23 protein-coding genes are annotated in these 22,446 nt (G+C 59.2%); 14 read left to right on the top strand and 9 right to left on the bottom strand.

Going from position 1 to position 22,446, the window contains the following annotated elements:
* Nucleotides 1-1,561: 1,561 nt before the first annotated feature.
* On the bottom strand, nt 1,562-2,602 hold the full coding sequence (locus HMPREF2692_RS08265) for a pseudouridine synthase (protein ID WP_083323823.1): 1,041 nt from the start codon (nt 2,600-2,602) through the stop codon (nt 1,562-1,564).
* Between HMPREF2692_RS08265 and HMPREF2692_RS13165 the strand changes: the two genes are divergently transcribed.
* The 4 genes from HMPREF2692_RS13165 to HMPREF2692_RS08250 all read left to right on the top strand — a co-directional run bounded on the left by HMPREF2692_RS13165 (nt 2,550) and on the right by HMPREF2692_RS08250 (nt 4,739).
* On the top strand, nt 2,550-2,693 hold the full coding sequence (locus HMPREF2692_RS13165) for a hypothetical protein (protein ID WP_162839578.1): 144 nt from the start codon (nt 2,550-2,552) through the stop codon (nt 2,691-2,693). The two genes, HMPREF2692_RS08265 and HMPREF2692_RS13165, sit on opposite strands and share 53 nt — an antisense overlap.
* Before the next feature lie 43 nt (nt 2,694-2,736).
* The gene (locus tag HMPREF2692_RS08260; RefSeq protein WP_061925137.1) at nt 2,737-3,636 is read left to right on the top strand and encodes a universal stress protein; all 900 of its coding nucleotides are present in this window, start codon (nt 2,737-2,739) and stop codon (nt 3,634-3,636) included.
* 155 nt (nt 3,637-3,791) lie between these two features.
* Nucleotides 3,792-4,055 (top strand): GlsB/YeaQ/YmgE family stress response membrane protein, encoded by a 264-nt coding sequence (locus HMPREF2692_RS08255; protein ID WP_061925134.1) that lies wholly within the window; start codon nt 3,792-3,794, stop codon nt 4,053-4,055.
* A 75-nt stretch (nt 4,056-4,130) separates the two neighbouring features.
* Nucleotides 4,131-4,739, top strand: a complete 609-nt coding sequence (locus HMPREF2692_RS08250) for a TetR/AcrR family transcriptional regulator (protein ID WP_070433098.1) — start codon at nt 4,131-4,133, stop codon at nt 4,737-4,739.
* On the opposite strand, the gene yidC is transcribed toward HMPREF2692_RS08250, so the two are convergent.
* The gene (gene yidC / locus HMPREF2692_RS08245) at nt 4,696-5,670 is read right to left on the bottom strand and encodes a membrane protein insertase YidC (RefSeq protein ID WP_070433099.1); all 975 of its coding nucleotides are present in this window, start codon (nt 5,668-5,670) and stop codon (nt 4,696-4,698) included. The two genes, HMPREF2692_RS08250 and yidC, sit on opposite strands and share 44 nt — an antisense overlap.
* A 61-nt stretch (nt 5,671-5,731) precedes the next feature.
* Between yidC and HMPREF2692_RS08240 the strand changes: the two genes are divergently transcribed.
* Together HMPREF2692_RS08240 and HMPREF2692_RS13160 are read left to right on the top strand one after the other, a co-directional pair.
* Nucleotides 5,732-6,463 (top strand): class E sortase, encoded by a 732-nt coding sequence (locus tag HMPREF2692_RS08240; protein ID WP_061925125.1) that lies wholly within the window; start codon nt 5,732-5,734, stop codon nt 6,461-6,463.
* The gene (locus HMPREF2692_RS13160; protein WP_162839577.1) at nt 6,464-6,616 is read left to right on the top strand and encodes a hypothetical protein; all 153 of its coding nucleotides are present in this window, start codon (nt 6,464-6,466) and stop codon (nt 6,614-6,616) included.
* On the opposite strand, the gene HMPREF2692_RS08235 is transcribed toward HMPREF2692_RS13160, so the two are convergent.
* Nucleotides 6,613-7,167 carry a DUF2020 domain-containing protein gene (locus tag HMPREF2692_RS08235; protein ID WP_061925122.1) on the bottom strand — a complete coding sequence of 185 codons (555 nt, stop codon included), beginning with the start codon at nt 7,165-7,167 and terminating at the stop codon, nt 6,613-6,615. The genes HMPREF2692_RS13160 and HMPREF2692_RS08235 overlap by 4 nt on opposite strands.
* Between HMPREF2692_RS08235 and HMPREF2692_RS08230 the strand changes: the two genes are divergently transcribed.
* Both HMPREF2692_RS08230 and HMPREF2692_RS08225 read left to right on the top strand, forming a co-directional pair.
* A complete protein-coding gene (locus HMPREF2692_RS08230) occupies nt 7,166-8,338 on the top strand; it encodes a sensor histidine kinase (protein WP_070433100.1) in 1,173 nt (390 codons plus the stop codon). The genes HMPREF2692_RS08235 and HMPREF2692_RS08230 overlap by 2 nt on opposite strands.
* Nucleotides 8,339-8,380: 42 nt before the next feature.
* Nucleotides 8,381-9,019, top strand: a complete 639-nt coding sequence (locus tag HMPREF2692_RS08225; protein WP_061925116.1) for a LuxR C-terminal-related transcriptional regulator — start codon at nt 8,381-8,383, stop codon at nt 9,017-9,019.
* A 113-nt stretch (nt 9,020-9,132) separates the two neighbouring features.
* On the opposite strand, the gene HMPREF2692_RS08220 is transcribed toward HMPREF2692_RS08225, so the two are convergent.
* Nucleotides 9,133-9,765, bottom strand: a complete 633-nt coding sequence (locus tag HMPREF2692_RS08220) for a DUF6474 family protein (RefSeq protein ID WP_070823340.1) — start codon at nt 9,763-9,765, stop codon at nt 9,133-9,135.
* Between the two features lie 66 nt (nt 9,766-9,831).
* On the opposite strand from HMPREF2692_RS08220, the gene HMPREF2692_RS08215 reads away from it, so the two are divergent.
* Complete coding sequence (locus tag HMPREF2692_RS08215) at nt 9,832-11,295, top strand: TM0106 family RecB-like putative nuclease (RefSeq protein ID WP_083323822.1); 1,464 nt, start codon at nt 9,832-9,834, stop codon at nt 11,293-11,295.
* An 83-nt stretch (nt 11,296-11,378) separates the two neighbouring features.
* Here the strand turns inward: HMPREF2692_RS08215 and HMPREF2692_RS08210 are convergent, their stop codons facing one another.
* Together HMPREF2692_RS08210 and HMPREF2692_RS08205 are read right to left on the bottom strand one after the other, a co-directional pair.
* Nucleotides 11,379-12,659, bottom strand: a complete 1,281-nt coding sequence (locus HMPREF2692_RS08210; protein WP_246815567.1) for a copper oxidase — start codon at nt 12,657-12,659, stop codon at nt 11,379-11,381.
* Between the two features lie 11 nt (nt 12,660-12,670).
* Complete coding sequence (locus HMPREF2692_RS08205; protein WP_070433103.1) at nt 12,671-13,822, bottom strand: MFS transporter; 1,152 nt, start codon at nt 13,820-13,822, stop codon at nt 12,671-12,673.
* Between the two features lie 92 nt (nt 13,823-13,914).
* On the opposite strand from HMPREF2692_RS08205, the gene HMPREF2692_RS08200 reads away from it, so the two are divergent.
* The gene (locus tag HMPREF2692_RS08200) at nt 13,915-14,823 is read left to right on the top strand and encodes a LysR family transcriptional regulator (RefSeq protein ID WP_070433104.1); all 909 of its coding nucleotides are present in this window, start codon (nt 13,915-13,917) and stop codon (nt 14,821-14,823) included.
* 95 nt (nt 14,824-14,918) lie between these two features.
* Here HMPREF2692_RS08200 and HMPREF2692_RS08195 read toward each other — a convergent pair whose 3' ends face one another.
* Nucleotides 14,919-15,521 carry a superoxide dismutase gene (locus HMPREF2692_RS08195; protein WP_061925107.1) on the bottom strand — a complete coding sequence of 201 codons (603 nt, stop codon included), beginning with the start codon at nt 15,519-15,521 and terminating at the stop codon, nt 14,919-14,921.
* A 197-nt stretch (nt 15,522-15,718) separates the two neighbouring features.
* Here HMPREF2692_RS08195 and msrA point away from each other — a divergent pair, with 197 nt between their 5' ends.
* A complete protein-coding gene (gene msrA, locus HMPREF2692_RS08190; RefSeq protein WP_070433105.1) occupies nt 15,719-16,369 on the top strand; it encodes a peptide-methionine (S)-S-oxide reductase MsrA in 651 nt (216 codons plus the stop codon).
* 40 nt (nt 16,370-16,409) lie between these two features.
* Here the strand turns inward: msrA and HMPREF2692_RS08185 are convergent, their stop codons facing one another.
* On the bottom strand, nt 16,410-18,257 hold the full coding sequence (locus HMPREF2692_RS08185) for an alpha/beta-hydrolase family protein (RefSeq protein WP_082778662.1): 1,848 nt from the start codon (nt 18,255-18,257) through the stop codon (nt 16,410-16,412).
* Between the two features lie 130 nt (nt 18,258-18,387).
* Between HMPREF2692_RS08185 and HMPREF2692_RS08180 the strand changes: the two genes are divergently transcribed.
* From HMPREF2692_RS08180 to HMPREF2692_RS08170, 3 genes are read left to right on the top strand one after another with little or no spacing between them, the layout of a single operon-like run.
* On the top strand, nt 18,388-19,335 hold the full coding sequence (locus HMPREF2692_RS08180; RefSeq protein ID WP_061925105.1) for an L-lactate dehydrogenase: 948 nt from the start codon (nt 18,388-18,390) through the stop codon (nt 19,333-19,335).
* Nucleotides 19,335-20,033: a glycerophosphodiester phosphodiesterase family protein gene (locus HMPREF2692_RS08175; protein ID WP_062043054.1), complete on the top strand. Its 699-nt coding sequence runs from the start codon at nt 19,335-19,337 to the stop codon at nt 20,031-20,033. Before HMPREF2692_RS08180 ends, HMPREF2692_RS08175 begins: the two co-directional genes overlap by 1 nt.
* A gap of 21 nt (nt 20,034-20,054) precedes the next feature.
* Nucleotides 20,055-20,975, top strand: a complete 921-nt coding sequence (locus HMPREF2692_RS08170; protein ID WP_062036768.1) for a DUF5926 family protein — start codon at nt 20,055-20,057, stop codon at nt 20,973-20,975.
* Between the two features lie 118 nt (nt 20,976-21,093).
* On the opposite strand, the gene HMPREF2692_RS08165 is transcribed toward HMPREF2692_RS08170, so the two are convergent.
* Nucleotides 21,094-22,437, bottom strand: coding sequence for an LCP family protein (locus HMPREF2692_RS08165; RefSeq protein WP_070455308.1), 1,344 nt, complete (start codon nt 22,435-22,437; stop codon nt 21,094-21,096).
* Nucleotides 22,438-22,446: the final 9 nt, after the last annotated feature.

The raw sequence follows: 22,446 nt of genomic DNA, 5'->3' as shown, positions 1-22,446 counted from the left end.
CTAGAACACCACCGTTCTAGAACCTCTCCCTTTTTTGTGTTTTCACCACACCTGGCAAACAAACCCCAACAGTTCAAAAAGCACTCAACCACCCGGGTTGGCACCGCACCTGCATTCGAACCAACCAACAGGCCCACAACGCCCGGTTTCGGCGGCTTCGATGGGTCGAATGCAGCTTTGTTCACCACATGAACTATCCCAGGCAACTGCGGTGTTCATTATCGCGTGGTTTATGGACTATACGGATCAGCCTTCTAAATTGTCACTGTGCCTAAAAACAGAGTGAATTAGAGATTGGTTCCGCGCGGATGAAGAGTTGGGACCTGCATTCAAACCATCGAGAAGCGTTGCGGCCGCTAGATTTCATGGCGTCGATGGTTCGAATGCAGGTTCTGTCCGCTTCTGAGTTTAAATGCGGCTTTCGATGGTTGATTAGGATAGGGCCCCGCTTGGTTAATGCCGATGAGATCTTTCCCCAAGGCCGCTAACTCCGGAGAAGCTGAATACATCATCTTTCGTTGCCTTGTTCTGACGGCGCTTGAGCAATCAACCTGGTTGTTATCGGCCTTGGATCAGGGAATCCATGGCTGGAGGTCTTGTGATCGCAGGGGTATTTGCGGCGTCAATTATTCACTCAAGCCACACCGGTTTTCCAATAGTGCTCCTGTTTGTACACCGATTTTCCCGTTTCCCTTAGGAATGCTCAATCCCTGCGTTTTTGAATGGCGTTTAGATCGCTTTATTCGTTGTTCAGCTAGTCGAGACGTTTTCCGTGAGTAGTCCCATTTTGAGCCGGTGGGTAATTGCGTCTATTTGTTTGCATAGCTGTGCAATTGGTGCTTGTCCGTCTCGTGAATGTGCAGGTAGAGACAGTTTCACTGATAGCGGCGCGCCGCCGGACTGATTTATTGCCCGTGGGCGACGGTGTCGGTGACTGTTCCAATTCGCCGTCCTTAGTCTCGGCTTAAAGCACAGTGTCGAAACGCTTCTTATGGATGGATCGCATGAAAGTAGACATTTCGCCGTCGATTTCTCTATTGCGATTGCAGCCGTGGACCGGTTGGTCCTTGGGTAGTGGCGACGAGTGGGGTACGGAGTTGCTATGGGGCTTACGGTGCCGGTGTAGTTTCGGGGAATCGCAACCTCACCGAGGTAAGTCGCCCTTTCAAGTTTTGTCGTTTCGTTTGCGTCGCGGCGGCTCCGACTTCATCGTCTGCGGAGCGTTGAGTCTTAGTCGTTCGGGGTGACCTTATGCTGCGGGCTATAACTCTAAGTCTGCGGCTTGTACGTGGTTGCTGTAACGGGTCGTGCCTGTTTGGTGGTTTGCTCGCGCCAGGGTTATTGCTTTCTGGTCGGGTCCAGGGCACGATAGCTTGAGCATGAATGCTCTAATGCGCGCTGCATTTTAATGTGGGCGAGGCACGGCTTTTGAAAGTTTGGAATGCGGGTCGGCTGTTTTTATTTCTTTTCGGTTTAGTGGGTTGGGTAAAAGATGAGTTTGTAGACGCTCGTAATTTTCCTGGTGAAAAGTTCGATGGGATCGACGTACGAATTACAACATTTATGGGTGAAGGAAATTATGGGCGACTAGTGGCAAGTTTGAGGAGAACTCGCGAGGTTTGCCAGAAAGTGGATCGGTGAATGCGATGTGCGTTGCGGTGAGATGCATTGGGACGCGCATGTCCTCCGCGTCGGCGGGATAGATGACGGGGTACACGGGGTCGCCGAGAATGGGTACGCCGGCTTGCCACATGTGGAGCCTTAGCTGATGGGTCTTACCCGTCTTCGGCTTGAGCGTGTAGCGGGCGAGCGGGGGTTGCTTGCCATGAATATTTTCGTAACCGGTGTTGTCCACAGCGGTCACGTCGGCGAGGATGGTGATCGCGTTTACGGGGCCGTCCACAATGCGCCCTTGGATTTCGCCAGGGGTCTTTTCGATGCGTGACTCCCACACGGTGCCCGCCGCGACGTCGGAAAGCGGGGCGATAGCCTCGTAAGTCTTTTGCACACGCCTTTCCGCAAATAGTGTCTGGTAGGCGCCGCGTACGTCCTTCGTCTTTGTAAATACCAAGATTCCGGAAGTAAGTCGGTCGAGGCGATGCGCGGGTGTGAGTTCGTCGATTCCGGTCTTGCGGCGCATCTGAACAGTGGCCGTCTGGACGATGTGCTTTGCGCGCGGCATCGTTGCCATAAATGGCGGCTTGTCTATTACGAGCAGGTGCTCGTCCTCATAGATGATCGGGATGTCATAGGGCACCGGTGTTTCGGGCGCCGGCATGCGGTAGAAGAACACGTCAGTGTCGGTGCTGAGCAGTGTATCCGAGCGCAGGACCGTTTGGTCGCGCAGAACCACCTCATTGTTGTCGAAGCGCGCCTGGAGCGCCGCGGCGTCGTCAAGCGGACTGCGATGGCGCTGTGCTGTAATCACTTCTTCCAAAAATGCCCAGGCTGTAATTGGGCCGGCCGGTACGCGCACCCTGGTCGGATTCAGACCATCTTTAATTGGCAATGGGCTGAACCCCTTGCGCATATGCACTAGTCTGTTTCCCATGGATTTTGACTCTCTTCTCGCACCGGTAATTGAATTCTTCTCTAACGGCATTGGCGCCGTAATCGCACAGATTGCGGAGTTCTTGTACTCCGTATTTTTCCCAGCTAATGCAGGCGCTGCAACTACTGCGGAGATTGGTTAGTACGTACTAGACTGAGGGTATAACCAGCTGAAAGGAAAACATCATGGCCAAGGAAGACATTGTTGTTGTTGCCGTAGACGGTTCGGAAGCCTCCAAGAACGCTGTTCGTTGGGCTGCTAACACCGCAACCAAGCGCGGCATTCCGCTGCGCATTGCCTCCAGCTACACCATGCCGCAATTCCTGTACGCAGAGGGCATGGTCCCTCCGAAGGAACTCTTCGATGATCTGCAGGCAGAAACTCTGGAGAAGATCGAAGAAGGCCGCGCCATCGCTCATGAGGTTTCGCCGGATCTGAAGATCGGCCACACGGTGGCTGAAGGCTCCCCGATTGACATGCTGCTGGAAATGTCCAAGGACGTCACGATGATTGTCATGGGCTCCCGCGGTATGGGTGGTCTCTCCGGCATGGTGATGGGTTCCGTTTCCGCTTCCGTGGTTTCCCACGCTGCCTGCCCGGTTGTTGTGGTTCGTGATAACAACAACGTCACCGAGCTGAACAAGTACGGTCCGGTTGTTGTTGGTGTCGATGGTTCTGAGGTTTCCCAGAAGGCTACCGCTTATGCCTTCAAGGAAGCAGATGCCCGTGGCGCCGAGCTCATCGCGGTTCACACTTGGATGGACATGCAGGTTCAGGCTTCCCTCGCTGGCCTCTCCGCCGCACAGGCTGAGTGGGCAGACGTGGAGAAGGAGCAGGCAGAGCTGCTCAGCGAGCGCATTGCTTCCCTTCAAGAGGAGTACTCAGGCGTTCAGGTCAAGAAGGTTATTGCTCGTGACCGTCCGGTCCGCGCACTTACCGACGCCGCTGATGGCGCCCAGCTGCTCGTCGTTGGCTCCCACGGCCGCGGCGGATTCAAGGGCATGCTTCTTGGCTCCACCTCCCGCGCACTCTTGCAGTCGGCACCATGCCCGATGATGGTTGTGCGTCCGGACTCCGGAGAATAGAGCGCTAGTTTCTGGGGGTTCCCTGGCAATTAACTAACGATTCATCAACGCTTCGAGGGACGACCTGCGGAAACGCAGATCGTCCCTTTTGTGTTTATATTTTTTGCTGGCACCATAGTGCTTGTAGCTGAAAGAACTAATAAAAGGAGATAGCTATGGGCATGGGCCTAGGATTTTTCGGATCGATCATCGTCGGCATTATCGCTGGCTGGTTGGCAGAGAAGATTATGAAGCGTGATCACGGCCTTCTGACCAACCTGATCGTCGGTGTACTTGGCGGCCTCTTGGGCGCAGGCATTATGTCCTTTGTTGGTTTTGACTCCCCGAATCGATGGATCATGATGATCGTCGTCGCCACCTTGGGCGCTTGTTTGCTTCTGTGGATTGTCGGCCTGGTTACCAAGAAGTCTCCCAAGTAAACAGGGTTAATTAGCGTACATACCGGTTTGTCTATATTGTATAGATGAACCGGTTTTGTCGTTTTAGGAGAGGATATGCCAGAAAAGAAATCGCGCAGGAACCGTCCGAGTCCGCGCAGCCGACTCCTTGAGTCCGCAACCAATCTTTTCACCACCGAGGGCATTCGCGTCATCGGTATTGACCGCATTCTCCGCGAGGCGGATGTGGCCAAGGCATCCCTTTATTCCCTCTTTGGCTCTAAAGACGCCCTCGTCATTGCATATGTGGAGTCGCTTGATGAAAAGTATCGGGCCGATTGGGAAGCCCGTACCGCAAACATGACCGATCCGCACCAGAAGGTGCTGGCCTTCTTCGATAAAGCAATCGAGGAACAGCCAGGAATCGAATTCCGCGGCTCCCACTTCTTAAACGCGGCGGGCGAATATCCACGCCCTGAAACCGATGCTGAACGCGGCATCGTGGCAGCCTGCGTAGAGCACCGCACCTGGGTGCACAACACCATGACTGCGCTGCTTACCGCAAAGAACGGCTATCCTTCTGCCACGCAGGCAAGCCAGCTGCTCATCTTCCTGGACGGCGGCATGGCAGGCGCGCGCCTTACCCGTGAGCTTTCACCGCTGAAGACCGCGCGCGAACTGGCTATTCAGCTTCTTTCTGCGCCTCCTGCTGACTATTCGATCTAAGCTGCTTGCGAGCCTGCGCTACGATGCGCATGTTTTCCTTGCGCTTCGCCTTAGCCTGTTCCTTTGCCTCCTTGCCGGAACGGGCTTTCTTTTTGCGCTTTTCTTCCTTGGAACGCCAGCGGCCGATGGTCTCACGGCGGAAGGCATGGACTTCCTCTGGTAGCGGGTAACGGCGGCGCAGGATTAGCTCATAAACCACTGTCTGGATGAGCGTGTAAAGATACGTCCAGCCCCAGTAGTAAATGATTGCCACCGGGATAGGTGCGTTCATTGCGGTGTTCCACAGCAGCCACGGCACCAAGAAGATGAGCAGGACCGTAAACCAGAGCATGCGGCGGTTGAACTTCTTATCAAACTGCGTGGTCAGATAAGAGCGGTAAAGCGTGATGACCATGTTCAGAACGGTGAACAAAAGCGCTAGCACCAAGATGGGAATCACAAGATCCTTGTGCTCACGGGCGAAATCCGTAATCGGTACTCCGTTGAGCAAGGTGGTGCGGAATGCCGCGACGTCTGCGGGATTTAAAAGGCCCACATGGTCGCTGTTGCCCTCGCGGGAGGCGCGCAAAACCACCTGGTAGAGGCCCAAGAACATCGGCATGATGATGAAGATGGGCAGGCAGCCTACCGCCGGGTTGAATTTGAATCGCTCACGCAGTTCCTTTTGCGCGGTGAGGATCTCCATCGCCTCTTCCACCGTGGTTGCCTCTTTGAGGCGGGCATTGAGAGCGACCTGCTCTGGGCGCATGAGCGCGCCAATGCGCCCCGACTTCACCGAAAGCCAATTCAGCGGTGCGATAAAGCTGCGGATTGTGATCACAAGGAAGACGATTGCCACCAACCACGCCAGCGAGCTATCGAGGAATTGGGCGAAAAGTATGTGCCACAACTTCATGATTCCGGAGACCGGGTACATGAATATTTCGAGCATGTTAATCCTTCACGAGGCGCGGATAGGGCTTTCTGTACTGTACAGCGATTAAGTTTAAATTATGAGCAAAAATAGAGTGAGCACCGTCATCGGTGAGCTATTGCTGACCAGTGGCGTCATCTTGCTTCTCTTTGCCTTCTATGAGGCCTACTGGACCAACCTTGAGTCTGACCGTCTGCAGGAAAAGGCGAGCGAAAACTTGGAAACTCAGTGGCATAACCCCCGCGGAAAACTCCACCCCAAGCTGGGTGAGGCCTTTGCCCGGATGTATATTCCGACGTTCGGCTCGGATTTCCAATTCGCCATCATTGAAGGCACGCAGGAAGAGGATCTACTGCGCGGTCCAGGTCGCTACACCGATAGTCAGATGCCGGGGGAACTCGGAAACTTCGCCGTCGCCGGCCACCGCGTGGGCAAGGGTGCCCCATTTAATGACTTGGCTAATCTTGAGACCTGCGATGCCATCGTGGTCGAAACCCAGTCGGAGTGGATAACCTACCGCGTGTTGCCAATCGACGGCGCGCCAGCTGATTGCTTTAGCCCTGAACAGAAGGCTAAGCCTGAGTACCAAGGTCTGAGCGGTCGGCATATCACGCTGCCTGGCGATGTCGGGGTTATCGCCCCTGTCCCGGGCTGGGATACCCCGGTCGAGCAGGCGTCGGAAGCCTTGCTCACCCTAACCACCTGCCACCCGCAGTTTTCGAATGCGGAGCGCATGATTGTCCATGCCATGGAAGTCGCACATGAACCGAAGGTAGAGGGCAAGACCCCTGCCGTACTGGAGGAGAGCTAGATGTATCGCGCACTATGGAATCTTTTGCCAGGGCCTACCGCCGTCAAAGTGGTGTTGGTGCTCGCGATTGCGGTTGGCGTATTTTTTCTCCTGATGGAGGTTATTTTCCCGTGGGTTTCGACGATAATGCCGTATAACGACGTGGCGGTTTAAAGGCCCAAGTTCTTAATCGCCTCTTGGGCGATGAGCTCAGCCTTCAAGGTTTGGAGCTGATTCGACCACACCAGCACGGCCTTGTTGTCCTTTTGCACGGCGTATACGGAATACGCTTCGTCGAAGACGCCGCGGCCGCCGGACCAGCCTGCGAACTCGGCTAGTTCCGTGGAATCGACCGGGGCGGCCCAATCCACCACGGCACGGGCCTGTTCAACGTCCGGCATCTCGCGGACTACGACCGTGGCCTGCGGGTCTTCCGGATAGGACCAGAAGATGCACGCGGGGGTGCTAAAGCGCTTGTCGACGGCCGTGCGGGTCATCCTCTGCCCATTCGTATCAGCTACCCACTGGGTATCGAGATAGGGGCAGGCTTCTTCGGCATTCGGCTCGGCGGTGGCATCGACGGGCAGGCCGTCTCCTGGAGCCGCGGAAGACGGCGCGGCGTCGTGAGGCGCGGGTGCGGAGTCGGTGGATGCGGTCTCCTGGGAGCTGCAGGCGCCGAGGGCGAGCGTGACGGCCAGAAGGCCGGACAGTAGGCTTTTGCGCATGATGTCCACAATAGACCAGCGTTCCTCAGAGACTGAGGCTTTGCGCAATGGCATTCATATCCTTACCGCGACCTTGCTCGTGGTGGCCATCTTCAGCACGGTGCGCCTGCCGTTGTGGCAGGCCGTGATTAACCTGTTGCTGCTGACGGCGTTTGCGGCAATTTACTTCGCAGGCTCGGTCTTTTTGGAGCAATGGCCAAAGGGCGTGCGATACCTATGGCTGGTGATTCTATCCGTCGTGTGGATGGCAGACATGTTCGTCGCTCCCGTTGCGATTTACCTGGTCTTCGCGCTGTTCTTTTTGTATCTCTACGTACTGGACCTGTACGTGGGCATAGTCTGCGTCATTGCGGCGACGGCGATTTCGGTGATCATGCAGATCCCGGGTGGGTTGACCTTCGGCGGTGTCATGGGACCTGCGGTCTCTGCGCTAGTGACGGTGGCTATCTACTACGCATTCCGAGCCTTGTCCCTGATGAATCGCGAGCTCATCGAGACGCGTTCGCAGCTGGCGGAATCGGAACGTGAAAGCGGCATGATCGCAGAGCGCCAGCGCATCGCGCACGAGATTCATGACACCCTGGCTCAGGGGCTTTCCTCCATCCAGATGCTGCTGCATGCAGCAGATCGGGACTTGGGGAAGGAAGACATCAAGCGAGCCCAGGAGCGCATCGAACTCGCGCGGCGAACTGCGGCCGATAACCTGCACGAAGCCCGCGCCATGATTGCGGCGCTCCAACCACCCGCGCTGGCGGAGGCTTCACTGGAGGCGGCGCTTAACCGCATGGCTGAGAACTTCGCGGCCACTAGCGGCGTGAACGTCGAGGTGGAGGCAGAAGGTGAAGAAGTTAAGCTGCCGATGAAGGTAGAGGCGGCGCTTTTGCGTATCGCGCAGGGCGCGGTGGGCAACGTCGTCAAGCATGCGGGTGCCACCCGCGCGCGCATCACCGTGACTTATGCCCCGGACGAGGTGCGTGTCGACGTCGTGGATAACGGGCATGGCTTTGACGTAGCGGAGGTGCAGGACCAGCCCGCGGGCCTGGGGCATATTGGGCTCAGCGCTATGAGCCGGCGCGCGGAGGAGCTCGGCGGTGAGGTCGTGGTGGAGTCAACACCAGGTTCCGGTACTGCGGTGTCAGTTAGTATGCCCTTGGGCGGCACGGTAGATTAAACTTTTGGATGATTGTCTCGACCACTTTAGGAGGAAGCGCGCGTGATTAGGGTCTTGTTGGCCGATGACCACGAGATCGTTCGCCTCGGGCTGCGATCCGTACTCGAAGGCGCTGAAGACATCGAGGTTGTAGGCGAGGTGGCAACTGCGGAGGCCGCGGTGTCCGCGGCACAGGCCGGCGGAATCGATGTCATCTTGATGGACTTGCGCTTCGGCGCCGGTGTGGAAGGCACGCGCGTGATGGGCGGTGCTGAGGCAACCGCAGCTATTCGCTCCTCCATGGCGCATCCGCCGAAGGTTCTCGTGGTGACTAACTATGACACCGACGCCGATATTCTCGGCGCCATTGAGGCTGGCGCAGTGGGCTACCTGCTCAAGGACGCTCCGCCGAACGAGCTGCTCGCTGCCGTGCATTCCGCCGCAGATGGTGACTCGGCGCTTTCGCCGATCGTGGCAGATCGTTTGATGACCCGCGTGCGCACTCCGCGCACCTCGTTGACCCCGCGAGAGCTAGAGGTCCTCAAGCTGGTGGCTGCCGGCGCTTCCAACCGTGAGATCGGCCAAGACCTCATGCTGTCTGAGGCAACCGTGAAGTCCCACCTGGTGCACATCTACGACAAGCTGGGCGTGCGCTCGCGTACCTCCGCTGTGGCGGCTGCTCGCGAGCAGGGCGTGCTGTAGAGCTTTCTCGGCCCTACCGCCCTTTTTAAGGTTCTTAATAGGGGTCCAAAACTTGGTTGAGCCCTAATAAAAAATAAAAAAGGCGGCGTGGAGAACTGCTCTGCTGGTCGACCTTATGCGGACAGGCGCTGCTGGATTTCAGCGGTGATGTTGTCAATCTCCGCGTTGATGGTCTTGTGCACGCGGCGACGCTGCTGGTCGGTCATGTACTCGGCGTTATCGATGGAAGAGTCAACCTCGTTGAGGCGCTCCTTCACGTCACGCTTGAAGCCGGCCGGGAGGTCAGAATCCTTGAGGGTGTTGCGGATGCCTGCGGTGCGAGCCTTTAAGGAAGCACCGTGGCCGGAGAATGCCGCCATCTGATCGGTGGTCAGGCCGGCCTTCTTAGCGCGTTTGGTCTCAAGCTGGCCCTGTGCCGCAACGATGCCACGGTAAACGAGCGGCAGCAGCAGTGGGGCAGCGGTGCGCAGAGCGCCGGCGTAACGTTTGACATTGTCCTTGTTAAGGCGGCCGTGCTTGAGCTTATCGAGCTCGAGCTGTGCCAGCTTCTTTTCGTGCTTGCGGCGCTTCTTAAGTCCCTTCTCCTCGGACTTGATAAGCGCCTTTTCCTGCTTGGCCAGGATCTTCTGCTGACGCTTCTGGGCCTTGGATGCTTCCTTAACCTCTGCCTTGACGCGGGTCTTAGCGGCCTTGACCTCGGCGCGTGCTTCGCGGCGAGCCTTCCTAATCTTCTTCACGATGCTCATAAATTTTTCCTTTACTTAATTGTCTGGGTTCAACTTTACCTTGCTGTTCTATTAAGCTCACCCGTTGTGAAGGATGTGCTTGGTGCTGCGGACCTCGTGGGGTGCCGCTATAGGCTGGTGCAGCGGCGTGCCCATCCGGAGATCCAACCAACTGAGGCCTCCAAGGCCCGGGCCGAAAGGCACGTGGCCGCCGTAGAAGCCGCGATGGCGAACCTGCCGGTCAAGGCTCCCGGCCGCTTCCGGCGCATCGACTTGGAAGGTGATGAGTGGGAGCGTTCTATGGCCACGCTAGAAGCGTTGGCTTATGGATACACGCATATTACGGGAGCCATTTTCGCCACCGGCGAATGGAAGGTAGAAATAGACCTTCTGCTGCGTGAGGGGGAGGCCTATACGCCGATCATCGTCTCGAATCACCGCGTAGCGCGCCGTAACGAAAATGCGCGCACTCTGGCGGTGCCCACCCACAGGGTAGGCCTTAGTGAACCACTAGAGGTGCCTTATAAGCTGCGGCATCATTCCGTCGACGGCTATCGTCTGGCATTTGCCGCGCGTGCGCTGGAGGACCTTGATCTAAATTCGGGCCGGGGCGGAGCGATTGGCCAGGATCGCTCGCGGGTATTTTTCACCGACACCGCACGTTTCGACGTCGCGAGTGCGTTGGCGCAGCCTTTGCCCACGGGTCCACGCCGCGTCAAAGAGTGCGCAACCTGCCGTTTCTGGAAGCTGTGCGAGCCTGAGCTGCGCGCCCGCGACGACATTTCACTGTTCCTGCCGGGCGATCGCGCCAAGGCCTACCGTGAAAAGGGCATTGAGACGGTGCAAGCGCTTATCGACGCCCAGTTGGGCGAGCCCTCCCAGCTCGCCAAGGCCTGGCGCGTGGGCGAGCCACTTTTGCGCCGCGATGAAACTGCACAGAGCGCTCAGCCCGGACTCACCGTGCCACGTGCCGACGTCGAAGTCGATGTGGACATGGAGGCCTACCTGGACCAGGGCGCTTATCTCTGGGGTGCTTGGTATGAGGGTGAGTACCACGCCTTCGTGACCTGGGAACCGCTCGGCGGGCGCGCTGAGGCCGCTAACTTCGCGGAGTTCTGGGAGTGGCTGATGGGCTTGCGTGCCCAGGCGCATGCTGCGGGCAAGACCTTCGCGGCCTATTGCTATTCCGCGCACGGTGAGAACCACTGGATGCGCATGTCCGCCAAGCGTTTTGGCGCCCCACAGCTCGAAGAGGTCGAAGAGTTCATCGCCTCACCCGAGTGGGTTGACATGTTTGTCCACGTCAAGCGCAACTTTATGGGCCCCTATGGGCTCGGCCTTAAGACCGTGGCTCCCGTTGCCGGTTTTCAATGGCCCGAAGACTTCGACGGCGAGGAATCCGTCAACGCCCGCCGCGAAGCATTGGCAGGGGATATGGAAGTTCGCCAGCAAATCCTTGACTATAATTCTGGCGACGTGCAGGCCACCCGTGCCGTGCGCGACTTTATGAGTGCTGGCGCGCCGGGCGTGCCTGCGCTTTCTAGCATCTAGCCTTTGGGGCTTTATCTAATCTCTCTAGCATCCTCCGATCCTGGATACGCCGGAACCGCCGCTGTAAGCGACGAGTCTGCGTATTAGAACAGCAGCAGTGGTGCCAGGATGGCAGCGCCTATGCCCACTTGGTGCCACGGAATGGTGGTCTCCGGGGCAGGGCCCTCGGCTTTCTTCTGCAGCACTGCTTTCTGGGCTTTCACCGCGCGTACGATGAGCACCGGGTAAACCGCGAGGGAGCCGATGCACAAGAGGGCGGCGCACAGGGTGACCCAGACTGTCGTCGAGGACATCCAGATCGCCACGCCGCCGTTGATGAAAGTGGCGCGCAGCAGGCCTAAGCGGTTGAGTTCCTGCAGGCCCGAACGGGTGGCTGCCGGGCCGCCGCCCATGGTGATGGGAAGCAGGTAGCTCATCACGCCAAAGAGGAGCTGTGCGGCAAAGCCCACCACCAGTCCAAGCGTGGGAATGCCGGGCTCAGGGCTAAAGAAGTGTTGCACCGTGTAGTAGGTCAGCGCGCCTACCAGCCAGAAAGCGGAGCACAGAACGGAGATCGAAGGGTAGTTCACCCGCCCGCGCGGATCCTTAGCCACATTGAGCACGTTGGTGACCCATCCCTCAAGGCTTAAGACCCAACCCACGCAGTAGACCGCGAGCCCGAACTCCGGGTGGTTAACAATGGTGCCGACCAAGGTGATGACAACGCCGAGCGCCAACAAAAGGAAGCTTGGGCGCATACGCTTGTTGACGCCCTTGGTGCGCCAGATGGACGGGAACAAGATTGTCAGCGAGCCGGCCGCGGCCAAGCCCACGAAGCCGGCGACGTTGGCCGTGACGTGGGCGATGAGCAGCTGTGGGTGGGCAGGATGCACCGAAAGCAGCGCGCCCAAAGCAGCGCCCACCGCGAGGAAGAAGGCGGAGGCGACGTAGGCGGCAATGACGGGGCGGAAGCGTTTGCCCTTGCTTCCACGCCACTGGCCGGACAAGGAAACGCCATGCCAGGCAATCATCGCAGCAACTATCGTGGCGCCGACCTGGGTGAGTATCCAGTGCTGTGACCACGCATGCAGAAGCAATTGACCGATAAGCACCAGCACAATGCCCGCGTTGAGCACGTAGATGCGGGTGAGCTGGGCGGGCCGGGCGGAATCCGGCAGGCGGGTTTGCACAAACTTCTCAGAAAGGTGCTGGGACCACACCACGATGGAGTTGCTCAGAATGCCCAGCGTGAAGATGTGAATGAGCACCCAGCGCGCGTTCGGGATAAAAGTGTGGATAGCGCCTGCAACGATGAAGACCATCATCCAGATTGTCACGGGACGCGAGGCCCGGCGATGCCACGTGCGCGCTGACCATTTATCCATAAAACACGAGTTTATTCGTTTTTTCTCAAGGTCAAAGTCAGGCCTGTCAGTACCAGCGCCGCGCCGCCGTAACAGGCGATGAAGCCGGCCCAGGGCAGGGCGTCGAAAAGCAGGCCTGCCACCGCGCCCAGGACGGAAGAACCAAAGTAATAACAAAAGACGTACATGCTGGAGGCCTCCGCACGGTCATGGGTGGCCAGGTGGCCCACCCAGCCGGAAGCCGTGGAGTGCGCGGCAAAGAAACCGACCGTCAGCGCCACGATGCCCAGCAGAACTAGCGGAAGGGGGCCGGCGCAGGCAAAGATACCGAGCGCGAAAAGGAGGCAGGAAGAAAACAGTGTCTTTCCATGGCCGATCTGCTGTACCAGCCGGCCTGCGCGAGCCGAGGCCCACGTGCCGCTCAAGTAGAAGAGGAACACCGAACCCGCCAGCGCTGGCGCCAGGCCAAAGTGCTGGATGAGCCGGAATCCTAAGAAGTTGTACATCGAGACAAAGGTGCCCATCGCCAGAAATGCCACGAGGTATAGCTCCACCAGTTTGCGGTTGAGCAGATGGCCAAAGATGGCGCGTAGCTCGTTGCCAAAGCGCAGTTCCTTAGGGGTGAAGTTGCGCTGTGCAGGCAGCAACAAGATGCAAACGAGGGCGAAAAACAACGAGACGCAGGCTGAGCCGAACAACGCCCATCGCCAAGAGCTGAACTCCACGATGCTGGTGGGCACGAGACGGCCGGTTAGCCCGCCGATGGAGGTGCCGGCGATGTAGAGGCCCATCGCGCGGGCGAGATCGGTGGCAGAAAGCTCCTCAGATAGCCAGGCCATAGCCGTGGCTGGGGCGCCGGCAATCACCGCGCCCTGCAGGCCCCGCAAAGTAATGAGCAGTGCGGCGTTTGGGGCTAGCGGTACGACTAAGCCCAGCAACGTCGCGCCCACCGCCGAGACGATGAGCAGGCGGCCGCGTCCGAATCGCTCCGAAAGGATGGAAGCGGGAATCACGCATAGTGCCAGCGCGCCAGTGGCCGCTGACACCGTCAGGGCGGCCTGCGTGGAGCTGAGCCCCATCTGTTCCACCAGCGTGGGCAGTAGGGCTTGGGTGGTGTAGAGACAGGAAAAGATCGCCAGCCCCACGAAGAGCATTGCGAGCATGGCGCGCCGGGTTCTAGTCATATAAATAGCATGCGTGGCGGCAATGCATGTGTAAAATGTCTGAAAGTTAGAAACTTAATGCAGACGGCGCATATAGAAAAGTGGGTGCGGGAATGAACCTGGATGACGTTCGTGGCGTCGTCGCCGTTGCGGAGCTCGGGCAGGTGGGCGCCGCGGCCGATGAGCTAGGCATTTCCCAGTCTGCGCTCACCCGCCGAGTGCAACGCATGGAGCGCGCGCTGGGGGCAAGTCTTTTCAACCGCGTGGGGCGCAGGCTGGTGCTCAATACCCGCGGTGAGGCATTCGTAGTGCACGCACGGAAGATGCTCGCCGCCGAGCGCGCCGGGCGGGATATGGTGGCCCGGCTCATGGACCCGGAACGCGGCACGGTTCGCTTAGATTTCATGCATTCGCTGGGCACCTGGATGGTCCCTGACCTGGTCAAGGCTTATCGCGCACAGCATCCGAACGTGGATATTCGTCTGCATCAAGGCGCCGCGCAAGAGCTGGTTGGCCGCGTGCTCGCGGGCGAGTCTGACCTAGCGCTGGTGGGCCCGCGGCCTACTTTGCCCGAAGCGGCGGAGCCGGCAACTAGCGCACAGGTAGGTTGGCATCAGATCGAGAGGCAGCGGCTGGGGCTCGCCGTGCCCGAGGGGCACTGGGCCGCAGGCCGCGCGGAGGTAGGAATCGCCGAGTTCCGCGAGGAACCCTTCATCGGCATGCTTCCCGGGTATGGCACGCGCATGCTTCTCGACGCCCTGGCAGACAGTGCAGGCTTTAGCCCACGGTTGGTCTTTGAGTCGATGGAGCTAACCACTGTAGCAGGACTCGTTGCCGCCGGCCTGGGTAGCGCGCTTCTGCCCCTCGACGACCCCTACCTGCAGGTGGGGAACCTCGTTCCGCTGCAGCCGCCCGCCTACCGCGAGCTTGGCCTCGTCTGGCGGCAAGGAGATGAGGCTCCGCCGGTCGCGCAGTTCCGCGACTTCATCGTGGAAGGGGCCTGGGCTAAAGGCAGGGGCTAACAAGGGCTCGAGAAGTAGGTGAAAACAAAAAGAAAGCCGGCCTTCCTGCCAATCAAAGGCGGGTAAAGGCCGGCTCTAAGAGCGTGAATTAACGCTTACTTGGAAGCTGCAGCGAAGCGCTCAGCAACGTCATCCCAGTTGAATACGTTCCAGACTGCCTTGACGTAGTCAGCCTTCACGTTCTTGTACTGGAGGTAGAAAGCGTGCTCCCACATATCCAGCATGAGCAGCGGGGTGAAGTTGATGGAGGTGTTGCCCTGCTGATCGGTCAGCTGCTGAACGAGCAGGCGGCCAGCGATGTGGTCGTAACCAAGCACTGCCCAGCCGGAGCCCTGCAGGCCAAGAGCCGCAGCGTTGAAGGCCTTCTGGAAAGCCTCGAAGGAACCGAAGTCACGGTTGATAGCCTCTGCCAGCTCGCCGGTTGGCTCGCCGCCACCGTTAGGGCCAAGGTTCTTCCAGAAGATGGAGTGGTTGGTGTGGCCACCCAGGTTGAAAGCAAGGTTCTTGTACAGAGCGCGCAGGCGGTCAGCGTTGCCCTCACCCTTGATCTCAGCGTCGATAGCCTCGAGAGCAGCGTTTGCGCCAGCAACGTAGTTAGCGTGGTGCTTGGTGTGGTGCAGCTCCATGATCTCTGCGGAGATGTGTGGCTCGAGTGCGTCGTATGCGTAGTCGAGTTCTGGAAGTTCGTAGACAGCCATTGTTAATTCCTTTCTTTGGGTACGGTGCCCAATGATAGGAGCGCTGAAAGTATTCCGCCACAATTTTTCCACCCCGCGCTACACTCGTCCGCATCGAAGAGCAGGCCTTGGCCCTAAACGGTGGCCAAACGGCCCGAAGAAAATTCGTGAAAACCATCAAATAACCATCAAATTCAAAGTGAAACGAGGAAGAAAACATGTCGTGGTTGTTTAAACCAGAACCGAAAATCGTTAGCCGGGAAGATGCTCTGCCGGGGCGCGCGGAACCGATCTTGGAGCCGCAGCCGCACGCTGTGTTGGGCACGCCGATTACCGGCCCCTGGAAGGAGGGGCAGAAGTCTCTCGTGATCGGCATCGGCTGTTTCTGGGGTGCGGAGAAAATGTTCTGGGAAACCCCCGGTGTGGAGTCCACGTCCGTTGGCTATGCCGGCGGCACCACCCCAAACCCCACCTATTACGAGGTCTGCCGCGGGCTGACCAATCACGCGGAGGTCGTGCAGATTACCTATGACCCGCAGCAGGTAACCCTGAAAGAGCTCGTGGTCAAGGCCTTGGAGGCACACGATCCAACGCAGGGCTTCCGCCAGGGCAATGATGTGGGAACGCAGTACCGCTCGGCCTTTTATCCAGAGACCGAGGCCGAGCGCGTGGATATTCAGGGCATCGTTGGCTCTTACGCGGGCAAGCTTGCCGACGCCGGCTTTGGTGACACCACCACCGAAGTAGTCGTGCTATCTGAGACCGACGCAGGCGAGTATTACCTCGCCGAAGACGAGCACCAGCAGTACCTGCACAAAAACCCGCACGGCTACTGCCCGCATCATTCCACTGGCGTGAAGTGTGGCTAAGACCCAGCCATGCCGGGATAGAGCGAGAAGCGTTTCTTAGCTAAAAACGCTTTTTTACCTGGTGCCGGAAATCGGAAGGCTTGTTGAGCTGGTCGCGCTCGACGAAGGCGCGCATGCGCTCTGCCAGTTCTGGCGTTAGCTGCGTACGCGCCTGTGAGCCGAGCACGCTATCCCAGTACCAGAAGGTTTCCTCGAAGTAGTTATGCCCGTGCCCGCCGGGAACGTTGAGGGAGTTGAGCTGGTCCAAAGCAACCTGCCAGAAGGTGATAAACGGCACCCATGGCAGGCGCCTGAAGGTATCTGCGTACAGCGTCCTTGGGGTGGGTTCCTGGATCCAGTCAGGGCGCATGAAGATAAGGCGGCGATCCCACCATACGATGGCGTCCGAGGCGTGTTGGCCAAAGACCACGCGGGGGCGCTGCCAGCGTTGATAGTCGTTGCCGAAGGCATCGTGCTCCATATGAGCAGGTACGGAGGCAAACCTGACGTGCCGCCCGGCGTCGATAAGCGGTAGCCGCTCCAATGAACCGCGGTCGCGGGCGCGGGCCAAACGGCGGGTAAAAGCCGTCATCCGCGGCGGGCCGGTAAAGACCGCGCCGTCGCAAGCCGCCAGCAATTCCTCCAAGTCCCGATAGTTTTCAACGATGCCGTAGCAGCCCAAAGACTCCCCGGCGAAGTAAAGCTTCGGCCGGTTATCCTCCGGCATATCGTTGATGCGTGATTGCACCGCGGCGATGAGTTCGCGTGCAGCATTGATTGGTGCTTTGCGGTCCACGACGTAGCAAAAGACCGAAGGAAGATAGGAAAACTGCAGCGTCACGGTGGCGCAGTCGCCATGGGTTAAAAACTCATAGGCGGATACCGAATAGTTGTTGATCCAACCGGAACCTGCTGGCATCTCAATCACAATGGTGTCGCGGCGGAAGGCACCGGTGCGTTCCAGCTCGGCGAGCGCCTGTTGAGCGGCAGCGATGGGGCCGCGGCCTTGGACCAATCCAATGAAAATGCGGATCGGTTCGTGCGCATCAGAGCAGAGCATGACGTCCTTGATGTCGTGCGCGCGGGGGCCGCGATCCAAAAAGGCGCGGCCTTGTGAGCCCACGGCAGTCCATGGCTCCAGGGACCACGGGCTGCCGGAGCGCTCAGGCTCCCACGGCATCACAGAGCCGGGATAGACCAGCTTATTAAGCTGCAGCGCCTGCATCGAGGCGTCGTGGATGAAGCGCCGCCACAGCATGCGGTCACTAAACAAAGTCATGAGATAACCCACGGTTGATCCGGCCAACGGCCACGCCAGCCAGCGTGGCAGCCAGCGTTGGGCCTGGCGGGAGAGCTGGGTGACAGTGAGCTGAGCGGCCTCGCCGATGACGAGCAGGCTGCCATAACCTAGGATTCCGATGGCGATGCCGAGTGCTGCCGACTGGGGGCCGCGTTCGTTGTACTTGTTGACCAGCTTGGCCTGCTCGCTCTGATTACGCAGAGAGCGCACGCCCATCAAAAGAGTGACTGCGCCCAGTGCGAGGTGGGTGCGGCTGCGGGTGGTGGGGCCAACCCTGTCTTGCGGGCGCTTACCGATGTAGCGCAGCCCGCGTTTAGTGATAAACGCAGCGGTGGTTGCCGTGAAATGTCCGGCTGCCTGCCCGATGGCGACGTTGGCGGCCGTGACCCACCACGGGCGAGGAAGGAGCGAGGGTGAGACCGCCGCCCAGGTGGCAATCTCGGCGGCGAAGATGCCGGGCGCCATATTTTGTGGCAAACGTCTCCTGCCCGTCATGCGTACTCCAGGGGTAAGATCGCTTAGCACTTCCAGGCCGAAAACCGCAGCTGAAAGGGTATGTATGGCTGCGGTGCGGGCGAATTTGCGGGCGATATCACGCATGCGAACCATTCAACCAGCATCCTCACCCTCGTGCAGGGGATGTTTGATCGGGCATAAATGATGTGAAATCGGACAGTCCCTTGTGTGAGATCGGGCGTACAACAGGCGAAGTTGGGGGACTCGGGGCACAATAGGGCTCATGGGAAATCATGTAGGAAACAAAGTCGTACTCATCGGCGCAGGTGATGTTGGAGTTGCCTACGCATTCGCACTCGTTAACCAAGGAACCGTCGACCACCTGGCCATCATCGACATCGACGAGAAGAAGCTCGCCGGCAACGTGATGGACTTGAACCACGGCGTGGTCTGGGCGCCTTCGCGCACCCGCGTCACCAAGGGCACCTACGCGGATTGCGCTGATGCCGCAATGGTGGTCATTTGCGCCGGCGCCGCGCAGAAGCCGGGCGAAACCCGCCTGCAGCTGGTGGATAAGAACGTCAACATCATGAACTCGATCGTCTCCGACGTCATGGCCAACGGCTTCGATGGCATCTTCCTGGTTGCTTCCAATCCAGTGGACCTTTTGACCTACGCAGTGTGGAAGGCTTCCGGCCTGCCGCATGAGCGCGTCATCGGCTCCGGCACCATCCTGGACTCCGCGCGTTATCGCTACATGCTCTCGGAGATGGATGACATCGCTCCGACCTCCGTCCACGCCTACATCATCGGCGAGCACGGCGACTCTGAGCTCCCGGTTGTCTCTTCGGCCAATATCGGCGGTGTGTCCTTGTCCCACCGCTCCGAGGAGGACCCGGGCTACAACGAGCGCATCGAGAAGATCTTCGAAGATACTCGCGACGCTGCCTACACCATCATCGACGCCAAGGGTTCCACCTCTTACGGCATCGGCATGGGCCTGGCACGCATCACTCGTGCAGTCATCCAGAACCAGGCAGTTGTGCTTCCGGTTTCTGCGTACCTGCAGGGCCAGTACGGCGTTGAGGATGCCTACATCGGCACCCCAGCGGTGATCGACCGTTCCGGTATCAACAAGGTTGTTGAGCTGGCGCTCGACGAGCACGAGAAGGAGCGCTTCCGCGCTTCCTATGAAACGCTCAACAAGATCAAGACTGAGATCTTCGGATAGTGAAAATCGTCGCGCACAGGGGATACTCCGGTAAATATCCGGAATTGTCCCCTCTTGCATTTGCTAAGGCGCTGGAGCTGCCGATTCACGGCCTCGAGTGCGATATCCGCCTGTCCCGGGACGGCAAGGTGGTGGTCAACCATGACGCCACCCTTGACCGCACCGCGGGCCGCCCAGGCCGCATCGCGCAGATGGATTGGCAGGAGTTGCGCCAAGTCGGAATCGGCGGCGGCCAGCGCATGATGCTGCTCGATGAACTGCTGGAGATGCTGGGCGATAACCCGCATCACCTTTACATCGAAACCAAGCATCCCTCCGGCCAGGGCGATGTCCTTGAAGAACAGCTGGTGCTGCGCTTGCGCTACGCCGGGCTTCTCGACGATCCCCGCATCCACATGATTTCCTTTTCCCACAAAGCAGTCCGGCGCATGCAGTCTCTTGCCCCGCAGGTCGATCGCTTCTATCTACGTCGCGACTGGGAGCGGCACTTCCCTGATGTTTTGCTTTCCCGCCCAACGGGCCTGGGCATGTCGTTGTTGCGTGCCAAATTGCGCCCCGATGACATCGGGGCCTTTGGGCTTCCCACCTATCTGTGGACGGTGGATAAACCGGATGACATGAAATGGGCGTGGTCCAACGGAATAGACATTTTGGCCACGAATCAACCAGAAGTGGCCCTACACGCCATAGAGCTCTAGCCAGCAGGTAGATTGGTGAACATGGCCAAGAAGAAAAAGAACAAGGAACAGCTGCCTGAGGGAATGTCTCGCCGTCAGGCCAAGCTAGCTGCTCGCGCCGCAGAGCGCGCGGCCCTAGAAAAGGATGCCCGTCCATTCGGCGGCTTGAGCGCTGAGGCTTCCCTCGTTGCGATGCAGGAATTCGTTCCTTCCGCGACTGCAAAGCTCTCCCTCAAGGGCTTTGACAAGGACGTTTATGTCGCCACCGTTCTGCCGGGCGCTTCTGCCGCACTCATCCGTGACGATGAGTTCGGCGGCGACGCATTCGTGGGCTTGCAAGTACAGTCCCACACCCACAATCCGGGCCGCGACCTCGCATTCGCCCTGAACTGGGTAAAGAATAATGAGCCGGGCTCTACCCTTGAGTCCACCGCGGCAGACGGCTCTGAGCCGGCTCTTAGCGAGCTGCTTGAGGAATCTGCAGACTTGGACATTAACGTCTACCAGGATTTCTCCTGGTGGATGCCAGAGGGCGCTCAGATCACCCCGCAGGTGGCGCAGTCTATGCAGATGGCAAACGACTCCGTCATCGAGTCCCACCAGGTAGGCAACGACATCGAGGGCATCGCCTTCTGGGCAAACGCCGGCGGCGGCAAGGCGCACATCCGTTGGGTACGCCCGAACGATGATGAGAACGCCTTCTTAAACGCCCTGGCCCGCGTTGCAGCACGCGGCGAGCTGAACCTTGGTGAAAACACCAAGTTCGCCGGCGTCTTCCGCACCCACGGCCTCATCGCGCCGGTCTTTGACCTGCAGCCAGAGGTAGCATTCGACTCCTACGAGGCAGAGCTTGCTCGTGTCGACAAGGCGCTCGCCGCAGAGATCGACAACGACGAGAACCTGAACTCCGACGAGCGCAAGCAGCTCGAGAACATCAAGTCCCGCCAGGTCACCCTGCGCTAGAAAGTAGCTGTTTAGTACTTTCCGCGCGTACGATGCGCCTACAAAAGACACAAAGAAGGGGAGGCACCTCCGATGAGGTGCCTCCCCTTTTATGATCGCTGCTTTACCGGGAGCGGTCTTACTTCAGCGAATCCCACAGCTGCTGGGTTGCTTCTTCATCCCAGAGCACCACGTTGCCCACCGTGGTGTCCTCGAAGCCGCCGATTGGCACGGTCTCGGTCTCCACGCCGCTGGCCATGGCCAGCGCCACGCGGGCCAGGTGCCAGACGTGGTCTTTTTCGCCCACGATGAAGGAGCTGGCGGTGTGGTTGACCAGGGAGATGGTCCTAAACGGATTGATCAGCGTGCCCGGCGAGGTGATCTTATCCAGCAGCGCTGCGAAGAACTCGCGCTGGCGCTGGACACGGTCAAGGTCGCCCATCGCGGTAGCGCGCGTACGCACATAGCCCAGCGCCTCCGGTCCGCGCAGCTCCTGGCAGCCCGGCTGCAGGTTGATGCCGGCGAGCGGATCATCAATCGCTTCCTTGACGCAGATATCTACGCCGCCAACAGAATCGACCACGTTGGCCAGGCCGCCCATGCCGATTTCGGCATAGTGGTCGATGTGCAGGCCAGTGGATTGCTCCACGGTTTCCGTCAGCAGCTGCGGGCCACCATAGGTAAAGGCAGCATTGATCTTGTCCATGCCGAAGCCGGGTACCTCGACGTAGCTATCGCGGGGAATGGAGACCAGCTTGGCCTTGCCGGAGGTCGGAATATGAAGGACCATGATGGTATCGGTACGGCCAACGCCCACGTCACCGCCGGTGCCGAGCTCTGCCTGCTGTTCCTCCGTCAGCCCCTGGCGGGAATCGGAGCCCACCAACAGCCAGTTGGTGCCCGCCGTATTGGAGACCTGCTGTTCCGGCATCGCCTCGATGCGGGTCAGGCGCGAATCCGTCCACAAGGTAAAGACCAAAGTCAGCACGAGCATGATCGCCACGAACCAGCCCAGGCAGCCCAAAGACTTCTTAATCGGGTTTACCTTCTTGCGGCGGCGATGCGGACGCTGCGGCTTTACGCCCCTTGTGCCTTCAGGTGAGCGATAGCTGCGCGGTACATCCGGCGTTGCGCGCCGAGGCGCGCGCTGTGGCATAGGCTGTTGCTCGAGCCGGGGCGGCGTGCGCCGTGGCGCGCCCTGATTGCGCTCCATGTATGCGCCCACATCAAAACGGGTTTCTTCCGGGCGGGGAGAGGCTGGGCGGGAGCTAGGGTTACTCGCTGCAGATCCTGCCCGCGGTGGGCGCGGCGCTGCTTGGCGACGCCGCACTGGGCGCCCAAATCGGTCCCTTATAGGTTTGCCGTCAGCACCGAGCACGTAGTCTGCGGCCGAGCCTGCGCCGGAATCTGCTCCGGAGGCGGGCACAGGGCTATCACCTGCGCGGCGTGCCTCGCGATGCGGGTCTCGTCCAGATTCAGTCATGCGCTCAAC

It is taken from the genome of Corynebacterium sp. HMSC036D03 (assembly GCF_001836185.1).
Taxonomy (GTDB): domain Bacteria; phylum Actinomycetota; class Actinomycetes; order Mycobacteriales; family Mycobacteriaceae; genus Corynebacterium; species Corynebacterium simulans.
This window is presented reverse-complemented; position numbering and strand designations above follow the sequence as displayed.

What these genes read in the sequence shown, in the direction of transcription:
- HMPREF2692_RS08210 (WP_246815567.1), bottom strand. Translation starts at nt 12,659, where the DNA reads ATGGATAAATGGTCAGCGCGCACGTGGCATCGCCGGGCCTCGCGTCCC.
- HMPREF2692_RS08240 (WP_061925125.1), top strand. Translation starts at nt 5,732, where the DNA reads ATGAGCAAAAATAGAGTGAGCACCGTCATCGGTGAGCTATTGCTGACC.
- HMPREF2692_RS08185 (WP_082778662.1), bottom strand. Translation starts at nt 18,257, where the DNA reads ATGGTTCGCATGCGTGATATCGCCCGCAAATTCGCCCGCACCGCAGCC.
- yidC (WP_070433099.1), bottom strand. Translation starts at nt 5,670, where the DNA reads ATGCTCGAAATATTCATGTACCCGGTCTCCGGAATCATGAAGTTGTGG.
- HMPREF2692_RS08165 (WP_070455308.1), bottom strand. Translation starts at nt 22,437, where the DNA reads ATGACTGAATCTGGACGAGACCCGCATCGCGAGGCACGCCGCGCAGGT.
- HMPREF2692_RS08235 (WP_061925122.1), bottom strand. Translation starts at nt 7,167, where the DNA reads ATGCGCAAAAGCCTACTGTCCGGCCTTCTGGCCGTCACGCTCGCCCTC.
- HMPREF2692_RS08265 (WP_083323823.1), bottom strand. Translation starts at nt 2,602, where the DNA reads ATGCCGTTAGAGAAGAATTCAATTACCGGTGCGAGAAGAGAGTCAAAA.
- HMPREF2692_RS08255 (WP_061925134.1), top strand. Translation starts at nt 3,792, where the DNA reads ATGGGCATGGGCCTAGGATTTTTCGGATCGATCATCGTCGGCATTATC.
- HMPREF2692_RS08180 (WP_061925105.1), top strand. Translation starts at nt 18,388, where the DNA reads ATGGGAAATCATGTAGGAAACAAAGTCGTACTCATCGGCGCAGGTGAT.
- HMPREF2692_RS08195 (WP_061925107.1), bottom strand. Translation starts at nt 15,521, where the DNA reads ATGGCTGTCTACGAACTTCCAGAACTCGACTACGCATACGACGCACTC.
- HMPREF2692_RS08260 (WP_061925137.1), top strand. Translation starts at nt 2,737, where the DNA reads ATGGCCAAGGAAGACATTGTTGTTGTTGCCGTAGACGGTTCGGAAGCC.
- HMPREF2692_RS08230 (WP_070433100.1), top strand. Translation starts at nt 7,166, where the DNA reads ATGATGTCCACAATAGACCAGCGTTCCTCAGAGACTGAGGCTTTGCGC.
- HMPREF2692_RS08200 (WP_070433104.1), top strand. Translation starts at nt 13,915, where the DNA reads ATGAACCTGGATGACGTTCGTGGCGTCGTCGCCGTTGCGGAGCTCGGG.
- HMPREF2692_RS08220 (WP_070823340.1), bottom strand. Translation starts at nt 9,765, where the DNA reads ATGAGCATCGTGAAGAAGATTAGGAAGGCTCGCCGCGAAGCACGCGCC.
- HMPREF2692_RS08170 (WP_062036768.1), top strand. Translation starts at nt 20,055, where the DNA reads ATGGCCAAGAAGAAAAAGAACAAGGAACAGCTGCCTGAGGGAATGTCT.
- HMPREF2692_RS08205 (WP_070433103.1), bottom strand. Translation starts at nt 13,822, where the DNA reads ATGACTAGAACCCGGCGCGCCATGCTCGCAATGCTCTTCGTGGGGCTG.
- HMPREF2692_RS13160 (WP_162839577.1), top strand. Translation starts at nt 6,464, where the DNA reads ATGTATCGCGCACTATGGAATCTTTTGCCAGGGCCTACCGCCGTCAAA.
- msrA (WP_070433105.1), top strand. Translation starts at nt 15,719, where the DNA reads ATGTCGTGGTTGTTTAAACCAGAACCGAAAATCGTTAGCCGGGAAGAT.
- HMPREF2692_RS13165 (WP_162839578.1), top strand. Translation starts at nt 2,550, where the DNA reads ATGGATTTTGACTCTCTTCTCGCACCGGTAATTGAATTCTTCTCTAAC.
- HMPREF2692_RS08250 (WP_070433098.1), top strand. Translation starts at nt 4,131, where the DNA reads ATGCCAGAAAAGAAATCGCGCAGGAACCGTCCGAGTCCGCGCAGCCGA.